Raw genomic sequence first — 16,539 nt, 5'->3', positions numbered from 1 at the left:
GGTCGGAGGTCTCTTTCCAGGTGCGGGTGCGCTGGAAGGAGATCCGGTGCTGGTGCAGCAGTTCGCCGAGGCGTTGGCGGCCCACGATGACCGGGGGTACCCCGGCCGGGGGGTGGCGCAGGTAGTCGGACAGCTTGCGCAGGCTCCAGTGGGTGAACGGCAGCCCCAGCGCCCTTGGCCTGGTGCGGGCGACCTCGAGGATGCGGGCCTCGCCGTCTGCGGTGATCCGCCGCGGACGGCCACCTGCCCACCGCGGGTCCAGGCAGTCCAGCCCGCGGTCGTTGAACGCGTGGATGACGTCCCGGACCGTGTCGGGATCGGCGGCGACCAGGGCGGCGATCGCCTCGTTGGTGTTTCCTGACGCCGACGCCAGGATCATCATCGCCCGGCGGATCCTCACCGCGTCGTGCCGACCCCGCCGCACGATCCGCAGCAGGGCTTGTCCCTCCTCGTCCGTCAACCGACGGACATGCACCGGCTTCGCCATCGCAGACCCCTCCCACGAGCAGGAGCAGATACCTGCGCATCACCGCAAACCGAGATCGCCACACCTCGCCCGGCAGACGTTCACGGACAGCGCACTAGCGCGCTGGCCACCTACGTTCGCCGAGGTGGGTTGCGATGATCGAGTTGCCGCTGCCTGGGTGTCTGGGTGTGCACTCTCGGTACCGGTTCAGTCGCGGATGACGTCGTCGACAGAGGTGGCGGTGATCGCGCGGCGGAGCCAGGTATCGAGCCGGTCCAGGTCGCCGCAGGCGAGGATCCGCTCGCGGGCGGCGTCGGACACGGGCACGCCGCGCTCTTCCAGCACAGCCAGCACCGAGCGACTCCTCTCGTCAGCTCGCGACCGGGCGTCGAGCTCACGGTAGTAGTCGCTGTAGAACCTGTGGCCATCGGTCTTGACCATGTAGGCCTCCCAACGTGCTCGGGCATCCGGCGGCAGCCCGGCGCGAACTATGTCATCGTACGAGGTCCCGGTCTCGGTGCTAACCGTTTCCAGCGCCGCCGCCAGTGCGGGGAAGAGGTCATCGATGTCGGCATCCCCGCCGTGGCAGATCACCGAGAACACCGCGAACACCGGGTCCGTCCTGGCCTCCTCGACATCGACGACCCGCGGCACGTCGAGCGGTGAGAAGATAATAGGCCGCAGCGGCACGGAGCGGTCCTCAGGGTCGAACAGCTTCTTGTAGCGCGCAGCGACCGCAGGGTCGGAACAATAGACCAGCAGCACCGTCCTGACCCGCAGCCTGACGGTCATGTGTGCCACATAGAGCAGCCAGATCCACTGTTTCTCCGGGTCCCAGCGACGCTGCACCTCGAGCACGACGCCCAGCTCCGCGCTGCCGTTGGGATGGCGGAACAGCTGTGCCCCGTCGGCATGGTAGGTGCGGGGCGCCATCATCCGCATCGCCGTTCCCGGCTCGATGACATCTCGAGACTCGGGAGCCGGGTGCCGGGTGCCCGAATCTCGGCAGCAGCTTGACCACCACGTCCGGGCCCATGGTGGCCATCTCGATCGGCGCTTCATGCGCCCCGCTCGGCATGCCGCCAACCATACGGAACTCGACCAGCATGCGACAAATCGGCCAGCGGTTGACGCTTTATTCTGGCGTTTTTCCTCCACCAACCCGCCGGCCTGCGGGAAGACCACCGGAAGGGTCCTCTAATACCCGCCGAGAGCAAGGGAGGTTCGAGTGCAGTATCCATCGCGACCGAAAAGCGAAAACAAGCGCTCGAAAACGCGAGACGAGCGCTTGTTGAGCGCTCTTCCGGGACTTTGGCGTCAGTTGACGTCGACGGTTGACCCACCGGACTCAGCGGAGCTGTTCCCACGGGTTCGGCCCGATGCCGGCGCACCGCCGCCCACCCGGCCGGGCGGTCCCGGACGGCTACCAGGGAACGGCGCCGTTTCGGTCGAAGAAGAGCGCGGGGGCGGTCGCCGCGGTGCAGGCCTCGACGATGGCGTCGGTGCCTTCGGTGACGGTCTGGTGGCCGCTGAAGCCGTTGAGACCGGTCGCGGTGTAGCCGGGGTCGACGACGCGGACGTCGATGTCGGAGAGCGACTTCGCGTACATCGTCGCGACCATGTTCAGCGCCGCCTTGGACGACGGGTAGACGAGGCCGTGCAGGGTCGACTCGAGCCGGTCCGGGTCCGTCGTGATCCCGAACGAGCCCATGCCGCTGGACACCATGACCAGCCGGGGCGCCGCCGACTCGCGCAGCAGCGGCAGGAAGGCGTGCGTCATCCGGACCGGGCCGAGCAGGTTGACGCCGAAGACCGCGAGAAAGTCGGCCGGCACCGTCTCAGCCGGCGGCTTGCGGGCGCCGGCGAGACCGGCGTTGTTGACCAGGACATCCAGCCCGGTGCCCGCGTCGCGGACGGCGGCGAGGGCCACGGCGACGGAGTCGTCGACGGTGACGTCGAGCGGCAGGGCCCGGACGTCGGCGCCGGGCTGGTCGGCGGCGATCGACGCCGCCGCCTTCTCGCCGAGGTCGGCGTCGCGGGAGCCGAGCCAGACGGTCCAGCCGAGGGTGGCGAGGCGGCGGGTGGTCTCCAGGCCGAGGCCCTTGTTGGCCCCGGTGATCAGCGCGGTTGTCATGGGACCAGCATCCGGCGGCCGCGCGGTGGGCAGGAGGGCCGCGCGGTCGTGGGACCGGCGGTACCACCTTCATCCCGTCCACGGCCGGCCTCACCGCGCCGCGCGGGAGCATGCTGGGAGCGTGACTGTCGACCGTGCCGGGCTGGCCGCGGCGATCCGGCGCGCGAGGGAGCGGGTCGGCCCGGAGGACGTCGGACTGCCCGCCGGGCCGCGGGCGTCCCGGCGGGTCGCCGGGCTGCGCCGCGAGGAGCTCGCCCTGCTCGCCGGGATCAGCGTCGATTACCTCGTCCGGCTGGAGCAGGGCCGCGGGCCGCGGCCCTCGACGCAGGTCCTGCAGGCGCTCGCGCGGGCGCTGCGCCTCGACACCGCGGGCCGTGACGAGCTGCTCCACCTCGCCGGGTGGGCACCGCCCGCGCCGGGGATGATCGAGATGCATGTCCGGCCGAGCGTGCTGCGCCTCATCGACCGGTTCGTCGACCTGCCGACGGTCGTGGTGAGCGCCAAGGGTGACGTGCTGGCCTGGAACGCCATGGCCAGTGCCCTGCATGGCGACTGGTCGGCCGTCCCGCCGGAGTGGCGCAACATCAACCTGCTGCGGTTCCTGCCCGGCCCGGAGCTCGACGCCCGCCGCAGCCGCGTCGGGGAGACGGAGGAGGAGCGGGAGTCGACCGCGGCGCAGGCGGTCGCCGCGTTGCGCTCCGCCGCGGCCCGGTACCCCCGGGACCCGGGCCTGGCGGAGCTGCTCGCGCGGCTGCGCGCCGGCTCGGCCGACTTCCGCCGCCTCTGGGCCAGCGGGCAGGCCGGCGGCTGGCGCAGCCACCGCAAGACCGTCGTCCACCCGTCGCTTGGCCCGCTGACGCTGGACTGCGACGCGCTGCACGTCCCCGACGTCGACCAGTCCGTCGTCGTCTACTCCGCGCCGCCCGGCACCCCCGAGGCCGACGCTCTCGCCCTCCTACGCGTCGTCGGCACCCAGCGGCTCACTTCCGACCCCGAGGCCACGCCGGCCGCCAGTGGCCTACACCCCGGGCCCGCGGAAGCGTGAGAGTGCGTGGGCCAGTGGTGGGCCGTGGCCGCGGGAGCAAAAGCACCTAGCCGGCGGAAACGGCGCCGCTGCTAAGTTGCCGACCATGGCTCCCCTGTCACGGCGCTCCCCCGCCGCCGGGCCGAACCTAGGACCCACCGTCGTCGGCTTGCGCGAGGCCGTCTCCGACGCGACCTACGCCCGGGGCTCGTCGTACGCGCTGCGCGGCAACGTCGTCGACATCCGCTGGGACGAGGCCGCGGGTGAGCTGCTCGGCCGGGTGCGCGGCAGCGGGCTGAGGCCCTACTCGACGATAGTCCGGTTCGAGGGCGACGGGGCGTCGCGCCGCTTCGGCACGGGCCTCTGTTCCTGCCCGGTGGGTGCCGACTGCAAGCACGTCGTCGCGCTGGTTCTGGCCGCCGGCGGCGACCAGGCCGGCGGCGGCCCGGCCGCGTCGGCATCCTCCGCCGCGCGGGCGGCCACGCAGGCGCTGGAGACGCTGGCCGCGGCGGCACGGCGGGCGGGCACTGTCTCCGTGGGCGTGAACGCCGCACGGCCGGGCACCGCCAGGAAGCAGCCGGGCGCCGCCGCGACGCAAAGGCCCGCACGACGGGCCGCGGCGCCGCCCTCCTGGGAGCGGTCCCTCGGCGAGCTCCTCGAGCTCAAGGCGGACGACGACCCGCACGCCCGGCACGGCGCCGGGTGGACGCCGCCGCCGCTCGCCGGAGCGACACCGCTCGCCGTGGAGCTGAGCCTCGTGTCGGACGCCGGTGCGGACCCTCGGGTGACCGCGCGGCTCGTCAGGCAGGGCAGGACCGGCTGGGTGAACGCCGTCAGCTGGGACCAGCTGACCGCCTGGCACCATGTCACCGACTACGCCCCGGCCCACGTCCAGCTGCTGCGGGAGATGTTCGCGCTGTCCAGGGCGCGGCAGTCGTCGTACCCCTACGGCTACCGCCAGGGTGACGGCAGGCGGCTCGACCTGTCGACGTTCGACAGCAGGGCGCTGTGGGCGCTGCTGGACGAGGCCGAGACGGTCGGGCTGCGGTTCGTCCACGGCCGCAAGAAACTGGGCGACGTCGCGCCCTACCGTCACGGCGAGCTGGTCCTCGACGTCACCCGCGAGCCGAGCAGCGACGACGGCCGCGGTGGTGGTGACGGCGGCGGACCGGGGGCGCTGACGATCGTCCCCGTGCTGCGCCTCGACGGCGAGCTCGCCCCTCAGCTGGCGCCGTTCTGCTTCATCGGCGAGAACGGCCACGGGGTCGTCTACGTCGACCGGGCGGAAGCCCGCGCGACCGATGACCGCCGCGACTGGCACATCCACCTCGCCCGCCTCGCCGAGCCCGTCGCACCGCCATTGCGGCGGATGACGCTCGAGGGCCGGCGGCTGGTCGTGCCGGCGGCCGGGCAGGGACGGTTCCTCGCCGAGTTCTACCCGCGTCTGCGCCGCCTGGCGCCCGTCGTCTCCAGCGACGGCTCGTTCGACGTGCCCGAGGTGTCCCCGCCCACGCTGGTGCTGCGGGCGGCCTACGGCGACGACCACGACCTCGACCTGTTCTGGGAGTGGGCGTACGAGATCGGCGGCGAGGAGGTCCGCGCCCCGCTGCTGCCCGCCGGTCCGCCCGGCGGCACGGCGGCTGAGGGCGACCTGGCGGCGGGGGCACTGGCCGGGCCGCGGGATGTCCGCGCCGAGCAGCGGGTGCTCGCCGCGCTCGACCTGCCGCCCGCCGCCGCCGAACTGCTGGCCGCGGCCACGGAGGCCGCCGAGGCGGAGCGGTTCCTGGCCGGGCCCGGCGACGCGCCCGGGGTGGCCGGCCAGTCGTCGCTGCCGGCGCCAGGGACCGCCCGGCTGCGCGGGGCCGAGACGATGCGGGTGACGACGGAGGTGCTCCCGCTGCTGGCGGGACGGCCGGGGCTGCGGGTCGAGGTCGAGGGCGAGGCGGCCGACTACCGGGAGGCCGGTGACAGCCTGCGCATCGCGCTGTCCGTCGACGACGTCGAGGGCGACAACGACTGGTTCGACCTGGGCGTCACCATCACCGTCGAGGGCCGCCAGGTCAGCTTCCGCGACCTGTTCGTCGCGCTGGACCGGGGTGACGAGTACCTGCTGCTGCCCGACGGCGCCTACTTCAGCCTGGAGAAGCCAGAGCTCGCGGCGCTGCGCCGGCTCATCGAGGAGGCCAGGGCGCTCGGGGACTGGTCGGGCGAGAGCCCGCGGATCAGCCGGTTCCAGGCCGGCCTGTGGGAGGAGCTGGCCACGCTCGGCGTCGTCGAGCGGCAGGCCGCCGCCTGGCGCGAGCAGGTCGGCGGGCTGCTCGCGGTCACGGCGCCGCGCGCGGACCTCGCGGCGCCGGCGGCGCTGGCCGCGACGCTGCGCCCGTACCAGCTCGACGGCTTCCGGTGGCTGGCGTTCCTCTGGGAGAACCGGCTGGGTGGGATCCTGGCCGACGACATGGGGCTCGGCAAGACCCTGCAGACCCTCGCCCTCATCTGCCACGCCCGCGAGACCGCCACCGCCGCCGCCACTACCGGTGCCACCACAGGCGGTGCCACCACCACCTCTGCCGCCGCGGCGACGCCCGCCGACGCCCCGGAGGGCGCCGACGCCAGTTCCAGCACCGAGGACGGGCCGCACCCGGCGGCCGGGCCGGCCCAGACGTTCGCGCCGTTCCTCGTCGTCGCGCCGACGAGCGTCGTGGCCAACTGGGCGACGGAGGCGCGCCGGTTCGCGCCGGACCTGCGGGCCGTCACCATCGTCGACACGGCGAAGCGTCGCGGCGCCGCGCTGCGCGACGTCGCGGCCGGCGCTGACATCGTCGTCACGTCCTACACACTGTTCCGCCTCGAGATCGACGACTACGCGACGCTCGACTGGTCGGCCCTGGTGCTCGACGAGGCGCAGATGGTGAAGAACCACCAGTCCAAGGCCTACCAGTGCGCCCGGCGGCTGCCCGCGCCGTTCAAGCTCGCGATCACCGGCACGCCGATGGAAAACAACCTGATGGAGCTGTGGTCGCTGCTGTCGATCACAGCTCCGGGGCTGTTCCCGAATCCGGCCCGGTTCCGCGACTACTACGCCCAGCCGATCGAGCGCAGGCACGACCCGGAGCTGCTCGCCCGGCTGCGCGGGCGGATCCGGCCGCTCATGCTGCGCCGCACCAAGGAACAGGCCGCCCCCGAGCTCCCCCTGAAGCAGGAACAGGTGCTCGAGGTCGACCTGCATCCGCGCCACCGCCGGCTCTACCAGACTCACCTGCAGCGGGAGCGGCAGAAGGTCCTCGGCCTGGTCAGCGACCTGGGCCGCAACCGGTTCACGATCCTGCGCTCGCTCACCCTGCTGCGCCAGCTGAGCCTGCACGCCGGCCTCGTCGACGACGACCATGCCGACCTGCCGTCCGCCAAGATCGAGAGCCTGCTGGAGCAGCTCACCGACGTCGTCGGGGGCGGCCACCGCGCGCTCGTGTTCAGCCAGTTCACCGGCTTCCTTGGCAAGATCCGCGACCGGCTTGCCGCCGCGGGCGTCGAGTACTGCTATCTCGACGGCAAGACCCGCGACCGGGCGACGGTGGTGGAACGGTTCAAGTCCGGCGACGCGAGCGTCTTCCTCGTCAGCCTCAAGGCTGGCGGCTTCGGCCTGAACCTCACCGAGGCCGACTACTGCTTCCTGCTCGACCCGTGGTGGAACCCGGCCACCGAGGCGCAGGCCGTCGACCGCACGCATCGCATCGGTCAGACCCGCAACGTCATGGTCTACCGGCTGGTCGCCCGTGACACCATCGAGGACAAGGTGATGTCGCTGGCCGCCCGCAAGGCGCACCTGTTCACCAGCGTCATCGACGACGGCGCCGCCTTCGGCGCCACCCTCACCGAGGACGACGTCCGCCACCTCTTCGACTGAGAGACGTCGCTCAGACCGTGGCCATCGGTGTTCGGGGGGCGGGCATGCCAGCCGGGGTCGGGGCGTCCAGCGGCCAGCCGATGAGGTCGGCGTACTCGAGGAGGCGCACGCCGGCGTTGGCGCTGACGGCGCCGACGACCACGCCCTGGCGGGTGTAGACGGCGACGAACTCGAGGGACTTGGTCGAGCCTTCCGCCAGGCAGCAGGCGTCGGCCAGGCCGGGGCGGCCGACACCCTGCAGGCGGACGCCGAACTGCTCGGTCCAGAACCGGGGGGTCGGGGTGAACGCCGACGCCTGGTCGGGGCCGAGCAGCAGCGCGTCGGCGGCCGCCTGGCCATGCTCGGACGCCGTGATCCAGTGCTCGACGCGCCGAGGCGTCCAGTCGAACAGCAGGTTCGGCCAGCGAGCGACGTCGCCCGCGGCCACCACCGACGGCGCGAGCACCGGAGTGGTGCCGTCCATGTAGACCGCGTGGGTGGTCGGCCCGGTGAGCACGCCGTCGGTGACGTCCAGGCCGGAGCCCTGCAGCCAGCGCGTCGCCGGCAGCGCACCGACCGCGACGACGGCGACGTCCGCGTCGACGCGGCCGCCGTCATCCAGCCAGATGCTGACGCCGGCGCCGGACCGCGGCCGCTCCGTGAGCGAGTCCGCGGTCGCCCAGCGCACCGGGTTGCGGCCGAGCAGCAGGGCGACCTGGTTGTTCCGGTGCAGGCGCGTCATCAGGCCGCCGACCTGCTTACCAATGGCGGACGACATCAGCGCCCCGCCTCTGCCGATGACGGTGACGTCCAGGCCCCGGCCGCGGAGGCTGGACGCGATCTCGCAGCCGATGAAGCCGGTGCCGATCACGGCGATGTGCCGGGCACCGTCGGCCAGCCGCCGGCTCAGGCCGCGCGCGTCGGTCATGTCACGAAGCGTCCAGACGTGGTCGGACCAGAGGGGCGTGCCGGGGAGGTGCCGGGCCTCGACCCCGGTGGCGATCACCAGGCCGTCGTACTCGACCTCCTCGCCGCGGGCCAGCAGCAGCCGGTTGCGGGCGACGTCCAGGCCGAGTGCCCTGGTACCGAGCCGCCAGATCGCGTCCAGGTCGCTGAAGACGGGCAGCTTCAGGTCACCGAGGCGGCCCGTCCTGGCGAGCAGCTGCTTGGAGAGCGGGGTGCGGTTGTAGGGCTTGTGGGGCTCCTCGCCGACGAACACGATCTGCCCGTCGAAACCGCGCTCGCGCAGGCGCTCCGCGGCGCGCAGCCCGGCGATGCCCGCACCCGCGATGACGACGGAGTGCGGCCGCGGCCGGTGCTCGATCCTGGCCCAGCCGACGCGTGCCAGTGCGTGCGCTATGTCGGGCCTGGGCCGAGGCCTCGTCATCTCGCGCCGTTCTCGAGAGTGATCGCCTGCATGGGACACAGGCGGGCCGCCTGCCGGACGCTCGCCATCTGGTGCGACGGCGGCGACGCGTCGTAGTAGAGCCGGTGGTCATCTGCCAGCAGGAAGCTCGACGGCGCCTCCTGCTGGCAGATGGCGTAAAGATGGCAGCGGTTGTTGTCGACACTCACCACCGCCGGCTCGGACCGGCGCCGCGGGCCGCCGGGCCTTCGCCGCAGGTTGGGCTGGAACGCGGGCCGGCCAGCCTGCCGGCCCACGGCCGAGCCGCCGAGGCGGGCCAGCGGCGTGACGTCCAGTGGGCCGGTGCCCATCGCGGGACGGGGGCCGGTCCCGGCTCCCGTCGCGAGCGGGCCGGTGCGCTCCGCGGGCACCGGGAGCGAGGAACTCGGCACGACGACGCCAGGCCCGGTGTCCGACCTGGCCGGGCCCAGGCTCGGCGCCAGGCCGGCGGTCGGTACCGGCCCGGTCATCGGCGCCGGGTCGACGTGCGTGGCCTGGCTCGCGAAGGGGTACCGCGGCCCGGTGGCCGGTATGGGCATCGAGCCGGTGACGGTGCCGGTGACGGGAACCGGGCCGGTGAACGGCACCGGGGCAATCGCGTCACGCGGCCAGGACGGGTGCGCCTCGTCGAAACGCGGGGGCGGCGGTGACGGGACCATGCGCCAGTCGCCGGGCGATCCCGCGGAAACGCGCCCCTCTCCCGGCGGCAGCACCGACGGCACGGGAGCCGGGCCGGTGAACGGCACCGGGGCGATCGCGTCACGCGGCCAGGACGGGTGCGACTCGTCGAAACGCGGGGGCGGCGGTGGCGGGACCATGCGCCAGTCGCCGGGCGATCCCGCGGAAACGCGCCCCTCTCCCGGCGGCAGCACCGACGGCGGCGACGGCGGCCAGGACCAGGGCGGCCCGGCCGGCCCCGACGGACCGGATCCCGGTGGCGGGGACTGCCCCGGTACCGGCGGCGACGTTGCTGACGCGGCCTGCCACTCCCCCGGTGAAGGCTCCGGAGGCAGCGACCAGGCCGGGCCCGTCACCGTGAAACCCGGGTCGGGCGGAGTGCGCGGCCCGGGCTGGCGAAGGTCCTCGCCCGGCGACGGGGGCCGCATCCACCGCGAGTCCCAGGCAGTCTGCCGGAAATCGTGAGGCTGGTTGTCGTTACCGGCGGTAGATGCCATCTTCGAATGCCTCCACGACGTCGAACCAGGGGTCGGCCTCGTCCCTGCGCCCGGCTGGCGAGAGCACTCGCAGCACGAACAGCGCCAGGGGAACGAACATCGCGGCCGCCATGGCCGCCCAGATGACACCGAAGTGCTGCTCCCGCGAAGCCCAGGCACTGTGTATCGCGATCAGGACGAATCCCGGGTACGCGAACCAGTGGAACCGGTGCCACCGCCGATAGCCGATGCGACGCTGGAACCAGATCGAGAACGCCACCAGCACGAGGACCTCAAGGCCAAGGATGCCGGGCAGGACGTCCGCCTTGGCTCCGCCCCAGACCAACCAGATCCGGCTCTCGGTGTAGTAAGCGTCGTGCCGGAAGTAGTGCACCTGGGCGTGTACCACCGACGCGGCGAGCGCCAGAATCGCCAGCATCATGTGGCCGCCGTACAGCGTCTGCCTGCGGATATGCCGCTCCGGCAGCCGGGTGATGAGGAACAGGCCCCAGATGACGGTGGCCGCCATGAAGAAAAACGCGGTGTAACCAAATATGCCGGCGATGTGACCCAGGGTCGCATCAGTGGTGACGCCTGGCCGGACCGCCGGATCCGCGGCTTGGTGCATTGCTATACCGTGCACATTGCGTGGCGATACCACATCGAGTATTGACGTCGCACGCGGCAAGGTAGCCTCCGGGCTTCTTCTCCCCCCCGGTAGTACCTCGTCTTCCCGTCGCCTTGCCGCAAAGTGTAGCAGAGCGGTGCAAGATGCTCGTATCCGACACCCCGACGTAACATGACCGGCCTGGTCCGTCGAGTTCGCCAGTGAAAGCGCCGGCGGACGATGGTGCACGCCGCCGCGCGACGGCCAGGCGATGCGTCACTCCGGTGGCGAAGAACGGTTTCGCCGTCACGGTACGTATGTGGGCATTCAATCCGATGATCTCGCGGCGGAGAGAACGACGGGTGGTCCTGATCAGTCACGCATGTCCCGACCGTGGGCCCTGGCAAGTCCGCCCCGGTCGCTGGCGGTGGACGGCCGAACCGGCGCGCGGGTATGGCGGATGTGGGCGAGATCCCGGATGGCCGAGCCGGTCACGGCCTGTGATCGATGTCCGGGGCGCGGTGCCGCGCTGACGGCGTCCGTCGCCAACGGGCAGACGGCGGCCCCGCAGCCCGGTCCGGTCGGGGGGAGGCGCCGGATCGAGCCACGGGGCCGCGTGCGCCGGGTTGGGGTCCGGCGCGGATCGGCGCGGGGCAGGCCGATGTCAGGGCGGCGTGGAGCTATGCCTCGTCGGCCGGTGTGGCCGGGGAGACGGCAGCGGCCGGGGACTCGGCAGCAGCTGGAGAGGCGGCAGCAGCTGGAGAGGCCGCGGCGGCTTCGGCGGGCGGGGAGGCATCGGCGGGCGGGGAGGCATCGTCGGCGGGCTTTGCCCAGGTGGGCTGCTCGTCGGCGGGCGGCCGCGCCTGGGCGGGGGTCTTCGACGCGGGCGTGGTGTCGCGCAGCTTGCCCTTGGCGATGTGCAGCCGCCGCTGCGCCCGGGCCGCGACCTGGGAGTCGTGGGTGACGATCACCAGGGTGAGGCCCTGGTCCCGCCACAGGCCCTCGAGCAGCGCGATGATCTCGTCGCGTGTCTCCTCGTCGAGGTTCCCGGTCGGCTCGTCGGCGAGCAGCACCTTCGGGTCCTTCACCAGGGCGCGGGCGATCGCCACCCGCTGCTGCTGGCCGCCGGACAGCTCGGCGGGCCGGTGACCGATCCGGTCCGCGAGCCCCACCGAGGCGAGCGCCGCGGTGGCACGCTCGCGGCGCTGTGCCTTGGGTACGCCCAGCGGGACCAGTGCGGCCTCGACGTTCTCCAGTGCCGTCAGCGTCGCGATGAGGTTGAAGCTCTGGAACACGATGCCCACGTTGCTGGCCCGCAGCTTCGTCAGCCGCGAGTTGGACGACTTGGCCAGGTCCTCGTCGCCGAGCAGGACCGAGCCGGAGGTGGGTCGGTCCAGCGCGCCGAGCATCTGCAGCAGCGTCGACTTGCCGCCGCCCGTCGGGCCCTGGACCGCGACCATCTGCCCGTCGGGGATGTTCAGGTCGATGCCCTGCAGGGCGTTGACCGCCTTCTTGCCGTTCAAGTACGTCTTCGTGACGCCGGTAAGTGTGTACATGATCGTCTGTTTGTCTCTTCCGTCGCGCCGAGAGAACTGGTCGAGAAGGTGGCTGGCGCCGCGCTGATGCGCCGTCACCAGCGGGTCGAGGCCGCCGCCGGTCGACGCCGCCGTCAGTCGAGGCTGCGCAGCGCGGCCGCGGGGCGCAGGCGGGAGGCGCGCCAGCCGCCGAACATCCCGGCGAGCAGGCCGCCGACGAGCGCCAGGCCGATGCCGAGTCCGATGACCGACCAGTGCACGGGCGCGTGCAGCAGGACGTCGACCGTGCTGCTCGCGGTCCGCCGAGCGCCGCCGCCACCACCGGTGCCGGCGCCGCCAGCGCCATACCCGCCACCGCCACCGCCGAACGGGCCGCCGCCCTCCGCGCCGCCGTCGAAGGCCGCCCCCCGGGCCACGCTGAACGCGCCCGAGCTGGTCGTGCCGGCAAGCTTGATGTGCGACGAGTTGATCGCCCAGATCCCGATCAGGCCCGCCCCCAGACCGACGAGGCCACCGATCGCACCCTGCACGAGCGACTCGACGCCGACCTGGCGGACGATCCGGCCGTTGCTCCAGCCGATCGCCTTCAGGGTGCCGAAGTCCCGGGTGCGCCGGGTGACCCCGGAGATGGTGAACAGGATCGCGAGCACGAACGCGGCCGCGAGAACGGCGATCGACAGCCACTTGCCGAGCTTGCTCACCAGCGACGACGCGCTCGACAGCGAGCCGGAGATGCCGTTGGCCAGGTCGGACTGCGTCTGCACGGTGGCGTCCGGCAGCACCTTCTTGATCGCGGCGGCGGCGGTGTCGACGGAGCCGGAGGAGCTCGCCTGGACGTAGAGGTTGGTCACCTGGCCGGACAGGTCGGCGAGGCTCTGGGCGACGCCGAGGGGCAGGTAGACGTCGGACAGCGACGTGCCGGACGTGCCGGAGTCGAGCAGGCCGACGATCTTCATCGCCGTGCCCTTGACCGTCACGGTGCCGCCGACGGCGAGCTTGTTCGTGTCCGCGTAGCTCTTGGACAGCAACGCGACGTTGGCCTTCGCGTCCGCGGCGGTGAAGGCGCGGCCGCCGCTGACGACCTCGGCGCCCGACAGCGGCCCGAGGGCGGTGGCGCCGGGCTGGACACCCTCGACGGTGAGGCTGTTGACGTTGAAGTCGCCGCCGCCGAAGCCGGTGAAGCCCTGCGGGCCGGTGACGCCTCCGCCGCGCTGGGCACGGAACTGCTGGCGCAGGTCGTCGAGGTTCTGCCCCGAGACCTGGCCGCTGAAGTTGGTCTGGCGCAGCATCAGCGTCGCCGTCACGTCGGCGACGCCCTGCGTCGAGCGCACCGAGTTGACCGAGGCGTCCTTGATCGCGGCCGAGCCGGGAGCGAGGCGCAGGTTGTCCGAGGACACGTTGGTGTTGGCGTCGGAGGAGGTGCTGCCAGGGGCCTGCCCGCCGAACGTGAACTGCTCGCCCCCGCCCTGCCCTGGCTGCGCGGACTGGGTGACCGTGATGTCGGTGCCGACGCCGTAGATCGAGTCGAGCACGCTCGACTGCGCGTTGCGCACCCCCGAGGAGGCGGCGGTGACGGCGAGGATGAGGGCGACTGCGAGCGCGAGGCCGACCGCCACGATCGCGGTCTGCCGGAGTCGCCCCCTGAGCTCGCGGCGGACGTACGTCAACAGCATGGGTCTCCCTGCGGTCCAGGTGGGGGTCCGGATAGGGCCTTGGCCGGACCCGCGGGGATCGCGGACGGGTCGGGCGTGTGAGCCGTCCGGGACACTAGGAAGCCCTGCTGTGTGACTGCTTAAGTACGGCTCATCCCCCGTTAAGGGGGGTCAGCGTTGCCGATCGGTTGTGTCCCCGGCGCGCTGACGGACATCAGAGCTCCCGGTGACGCCGCCACGGGGCCGGCGGGATACGCCGGGTTACGGCTCGACGGTGAGCGACAGGATGCGCGCGTCGCTGGCCGGCGGCCCGTCGTAGCCGCCATCCGCGCCGGGAGCGACGAGGTCGTCGAGGACGTCGAACCCGTCGACGACCCGGCCGACGGGGGTGTAGCGGTCGGCCATCTCCTCCCGGCCCTCCTGGCTCGGGTTGGCGTAGCTGATGACAAACTGGGCGCCGTTCGCGCCGGACGAGCCGTGGACGACCGCGATCACGCCTCGGCGGAAGTCACTGGGAGGGTGCTCCGCGTCGTAGGCGAAGCCCGGCGCGCCCGACCCGGTTCCCGTCGGGTCGCCGCACTGGAGGATGTAGTAGGCCTGGTTCGGCCCGTCCGTCTGGCGGGGGCAGAGGCTGTTGTCGTAGTAGCCCTCGCCGGCGAGATGCCGCAGCGCGTAGACGGCGCACGGGGCGAGCGCCGCGTCGAGCTCCGCGGTGATGATGCCGCCGTTGGTCTGGATGGTCATCGTCGCGGTGCCGGTCGGCAGGTGCCCGACCGACGGCGGGATGGGCGCGGCGGGGCCGCGCGCGTCTGTGGCGACGTACCGGCACGGCCCCGCGGAGCTCACGGCGCCGGGTCCGTCCGCGGTCTTCGGCCCGGCCTGTGGCGTCGCGCCGTCCCCTGGGGAGACGGGGTTCGTGCTTACCGGGGCGGTTGGCCCCTGCTGCGTGTGCGTCGAGCTGGGCGTCCCGCCGTCGTCGTCATGGGTGAAGAGCCGCAGGGCCACCAGCGAGACGGCTACCAGCACCAACACCACCACGACCGCCACCACCGCGACGAAACCCGCGCCGACCAGGCCGTGGCGAGGGCGTCGCCAGACGCCGCCCGAGGCCCGAGGACCACCCGACGCGGGCACGCCCGTCGGCAGGCGATGCGGCCCGGAGGGAGGGCTGCTCGGCCCACGCCCGCCCGGCCCGTGCCCGCCCGGCCCGCGCTGCGCCGGGGCCAACGGGGACGACGGGGGGCCGGACGTCGGGGGCGGGCCCAGCGGACCCCGCGCGCCCGGCGGCAGCGGCATCCCCGTCCGCACGGGCGGCTGCGGTAGCGGTGGAGCACCCGTCTGCGGTGGGGCACCGGTCGGCACCGGCCCCGCGGCCGATAGCGGAGCCGCCGGCCGGCCGAGGACCGGCAGAGGACCCACCGGCGGGCCGACCGGAGGCGGCCACTGACGGGCGGGCCAGGGCGCGAGACCGGGTGCCAGACCGGGGCCGGGAGCCTGGCCAGGGCCGGGAGCGGGCCGAGAGGCGGGCACGGGTCCTGGTGGCGCGGCGGGAGCCATCGGTGCCGCCGGCGGCGCGGCGGGCGTGGGGCGCGCCGGGCCGCCGGCCGCGGGCGCCGGCGCCACCACCGGCGGAGGCAGGTAGGTACGGATCGGCCAGTGTCGATCGAGCACGAGCAGCACGCCGCGGGCCAGATCCGCGTCCGTCTCGGGTGTCCAGCCCCGCTCCCCGTCGCCCGCGGCGCCGGCGTCCGCGAGGACGTCGCCAGCGGCCGGGCCGCCCGTGCGCGCGGGGCTGGCGCTGGCCCAGTCCGGGCCGAGGACGAGCGCCAGCAGCCGGCGCAGCAGTTCGGCCGCGTCCGGGCGGGCCGCCGGATCCTTGCGCAGCGTCTCGTCCACCAGCCCGGCGAGGTCGTCCGGGATCCCGGCCAGGTTCGGCGGGTCGTGGCGCACCCGGAACAGCACCGCGTCGGTTGGGCCGGCGCCGAAGGGGGTGCGCCCGGTCGCCGCGTAGGCCACGGTGCAGCCCCAGGCGAACACGTCGGCGGGCGGCCCGACGACGTCGATGCCGTTGAGCTGCTCGGGGCTCATGTAGCCGGGGGTGCCGACCGGGGTGCCCACCCGGGTGAGGACGGTGACGTCGGTGGCGAGCGCGATCCCGAAGTCGACGACCTTCGGGCCGGCCTGGGTGAGCAGCACGTTGCCGGGCTTCAGGTCGCGGTGCACGACGCCGGCGCGGTGCACGGCCAGCAGCGCCTCGGCGAGCCCGACGGCCAGCGTCCGCAGCGACGGCCCGGTGACCGGGCCGTTGCGCAGGATCCAGTCGGCGAGCGTGGGCCCGGCGAGGAACTCGGTGGCGAGGTAGGGCGGGTACCAGTCGGGGTCGGCGGCGTGGACCCGGGCGGTGCACACGCCGCCCACCCGGCGCATCAGCTCGATCTCGCGGCGGAACCGGGCGCGGAACTCGGGCGCGTCGGCCAGCTCCGCGCGGATCACCTTCACCGCCACCGGCGTCTGCCCGAGTAGGCCGTAGTAGACGATGCCCATTCCGCCGGCGCCGATCCGCGCCATCAGCGTCGTCGGCCCCAGCCGCACCGGCAACGCGATGTCCTGCACGCCGACCGCTCTCCGATGCTGTCTAGACCCGCCGTTGTCCCGACCGTCGCCTCGCGCCGGCGCGGCGGC

At 73.3% G+C, this 16,539-nt stretch carries 11 protein-coding genes; 2 read left to right on the top strand and 9 right to left on the bottom strand.

The annotated features are described in order from the left end of the window. The 3 genes from BCD48_RS11945 to BCD48_RS11935 all read right to left on the bottom strand — a co-directional run. Window positions 1-487: helix-turn-helix domain-containing protein (locus tag BCD48_RS11945; protein WP_071048425.1), on the bottom strand; the 487-nt coding region annotated here is incomplete at its 3' end. 186 nt (window positions 488-673) lie between these two features. Continuing rightward, the gene (locus BCD48_RS11940; RefSeq protein WP_241841663.1) at window positions 674-1,651 is read right to left on the bottom strand and encodes a hypothetical protein; all 978 of its coding nucleotides are present in this window, start codon (window positions 1,649-1,651) and stop codon (window positions 674-676) included. A 238-nt stretch (window positions 1,652-1,889) separates the two neighbouring features. Further along, complete coding sequence (locus tag BCD48_RS11935) at window positions 1,890-2,600, bottom strand: SDR family NAD(P)-dependent oxidoreductase (RefSeq protein WP_071048423.1); 711 nt, start codon at window positions 2,598-2,600, stop codon at window positions 1,890-1,892. 121 nt (window positions 2,601-2,721) lie between these two features. Here BCD48_RS11935 and BCD48_RS11930 point away from each other — a divergent pair, with 121 nt between their 5' ends. Together BCD48_RS11930 and BCD48_RS46035 are read left to right on the top strand one after the other, a co-directional pair. Beyond that, entirely contained in the window at window positions 2,722-3,645 is a 924-nt protein-coding gene (locus tag BCD48_RS11930; RefSeq protein ID WP_071048422.1) for a helix-turn-helix domain-containing protein, read from the top strand. Window positions 3,646-3,730: 85 nt separating this feature from the next. Then, a complete protein-coding gene (locus BCD48_RS46035; RefSeq protein ID WP_083418513.1) occupies window positions 3,731-7,525 on the top strand; it encodes a DEAD/DEAH box helicase in 3,795 nt (1,264 codons plus the stop codon). A 10-nt stretch (window positions 7,526-7,535) separates the two neighbouring features. Here BCD48_RS46035 and BCD48_RS11920 read toward each other — a convergent pair whose 3' ends face one another. From BCD48_RS11920 to BCD48_RS11890, 6 genes are all read right to left on the bottom strand, one after another. Next, window positions 7,536-8,891: an NAD(P)/FAD-dependent oxidoreductase gene (locus tag BCD48_RS11920; protein WP_071048421.1), complete on the bottom strand. Its 1,356-nt coding sequence runs from the start codon at window positions 8,889-8,891 to the stop codon at window positions 7,536-7,538. Then, window positions 8,888-9,727, bottom strand: a complete 840-nt coding sequence (locus tag BCD48_RS48945) for a ferredoxin (protein WP_116271489.1) — start codon at window positions 9,725-9,727, stop codon at window positions 8,888-8,890. Before BCD48_RS48945 ends, BCD48_RS11920 begins: the two co-directional genes overlap by 4 nt. Before the next feature lie 337 nt (window positions 9,728-10,064). Continuing rightward, window positions 10,065-10,592, bottom strand: a complete 528-nt coding sequence (locus BCD48_RS11905) for a ferric reductase-like transmembrane domain-containing protein (RefSeq protein WP_241841662.1) — start codon at window positions 10,590-10,592, stop codon at window positions 10,065-10,067. A gap of 758 nt (window positions 10,593-11,350) precedes the next feature. After that, window positions 11,351-12,226, bottom strand: a complete 876-nt coding sequence (locus BCD48_RS11900; protein WP_083418516.1) for an ABC transporter ATP-binding protein — start codon at window positions 12,224-12,226, stop codon at window positions 11,351-11,353. A gap of 113 nt (window positions 12,227-12,339) precedes the next feature. Continuing rightward, entirely contained in the window at window positions 12,340-13,878 is a 1,539-nt protein-coding gene (locus BCD48_RS11895; protein ID WP_071048418.1) for an ABC transporter permease, read from the bottom strand. Window positions 13,879-14,118: 240 nt separating this feature from the next. Beyond that, the gene (locus BCD48_RS11890) at window positions 14,119-16,470 is read right to left on the bottom strand and encodes a protein kinase domain-containing protein (protein ID WP_071048417.1); all 2,352 of its coding nucleotides are present in this window, start codon (window positions 16,468-16,470) and stop codon (window positions 14,119-14,121) included. Between the last annotated feature and the right edge of the window lie 69 nt (window positions 16,471-16,539).

It is taken from the genome of Pseudofrankia coriaricola, from assembly GCF_001854805.1.
Classification (GTDB): Bacteria; Actinomycetota; Actinomycetes; order Frankiales; family Frankiaceae; genus Pseudofrankia.
This window is presented reverse-complemented; position numbering and strand designations above follow the sequence as displayed.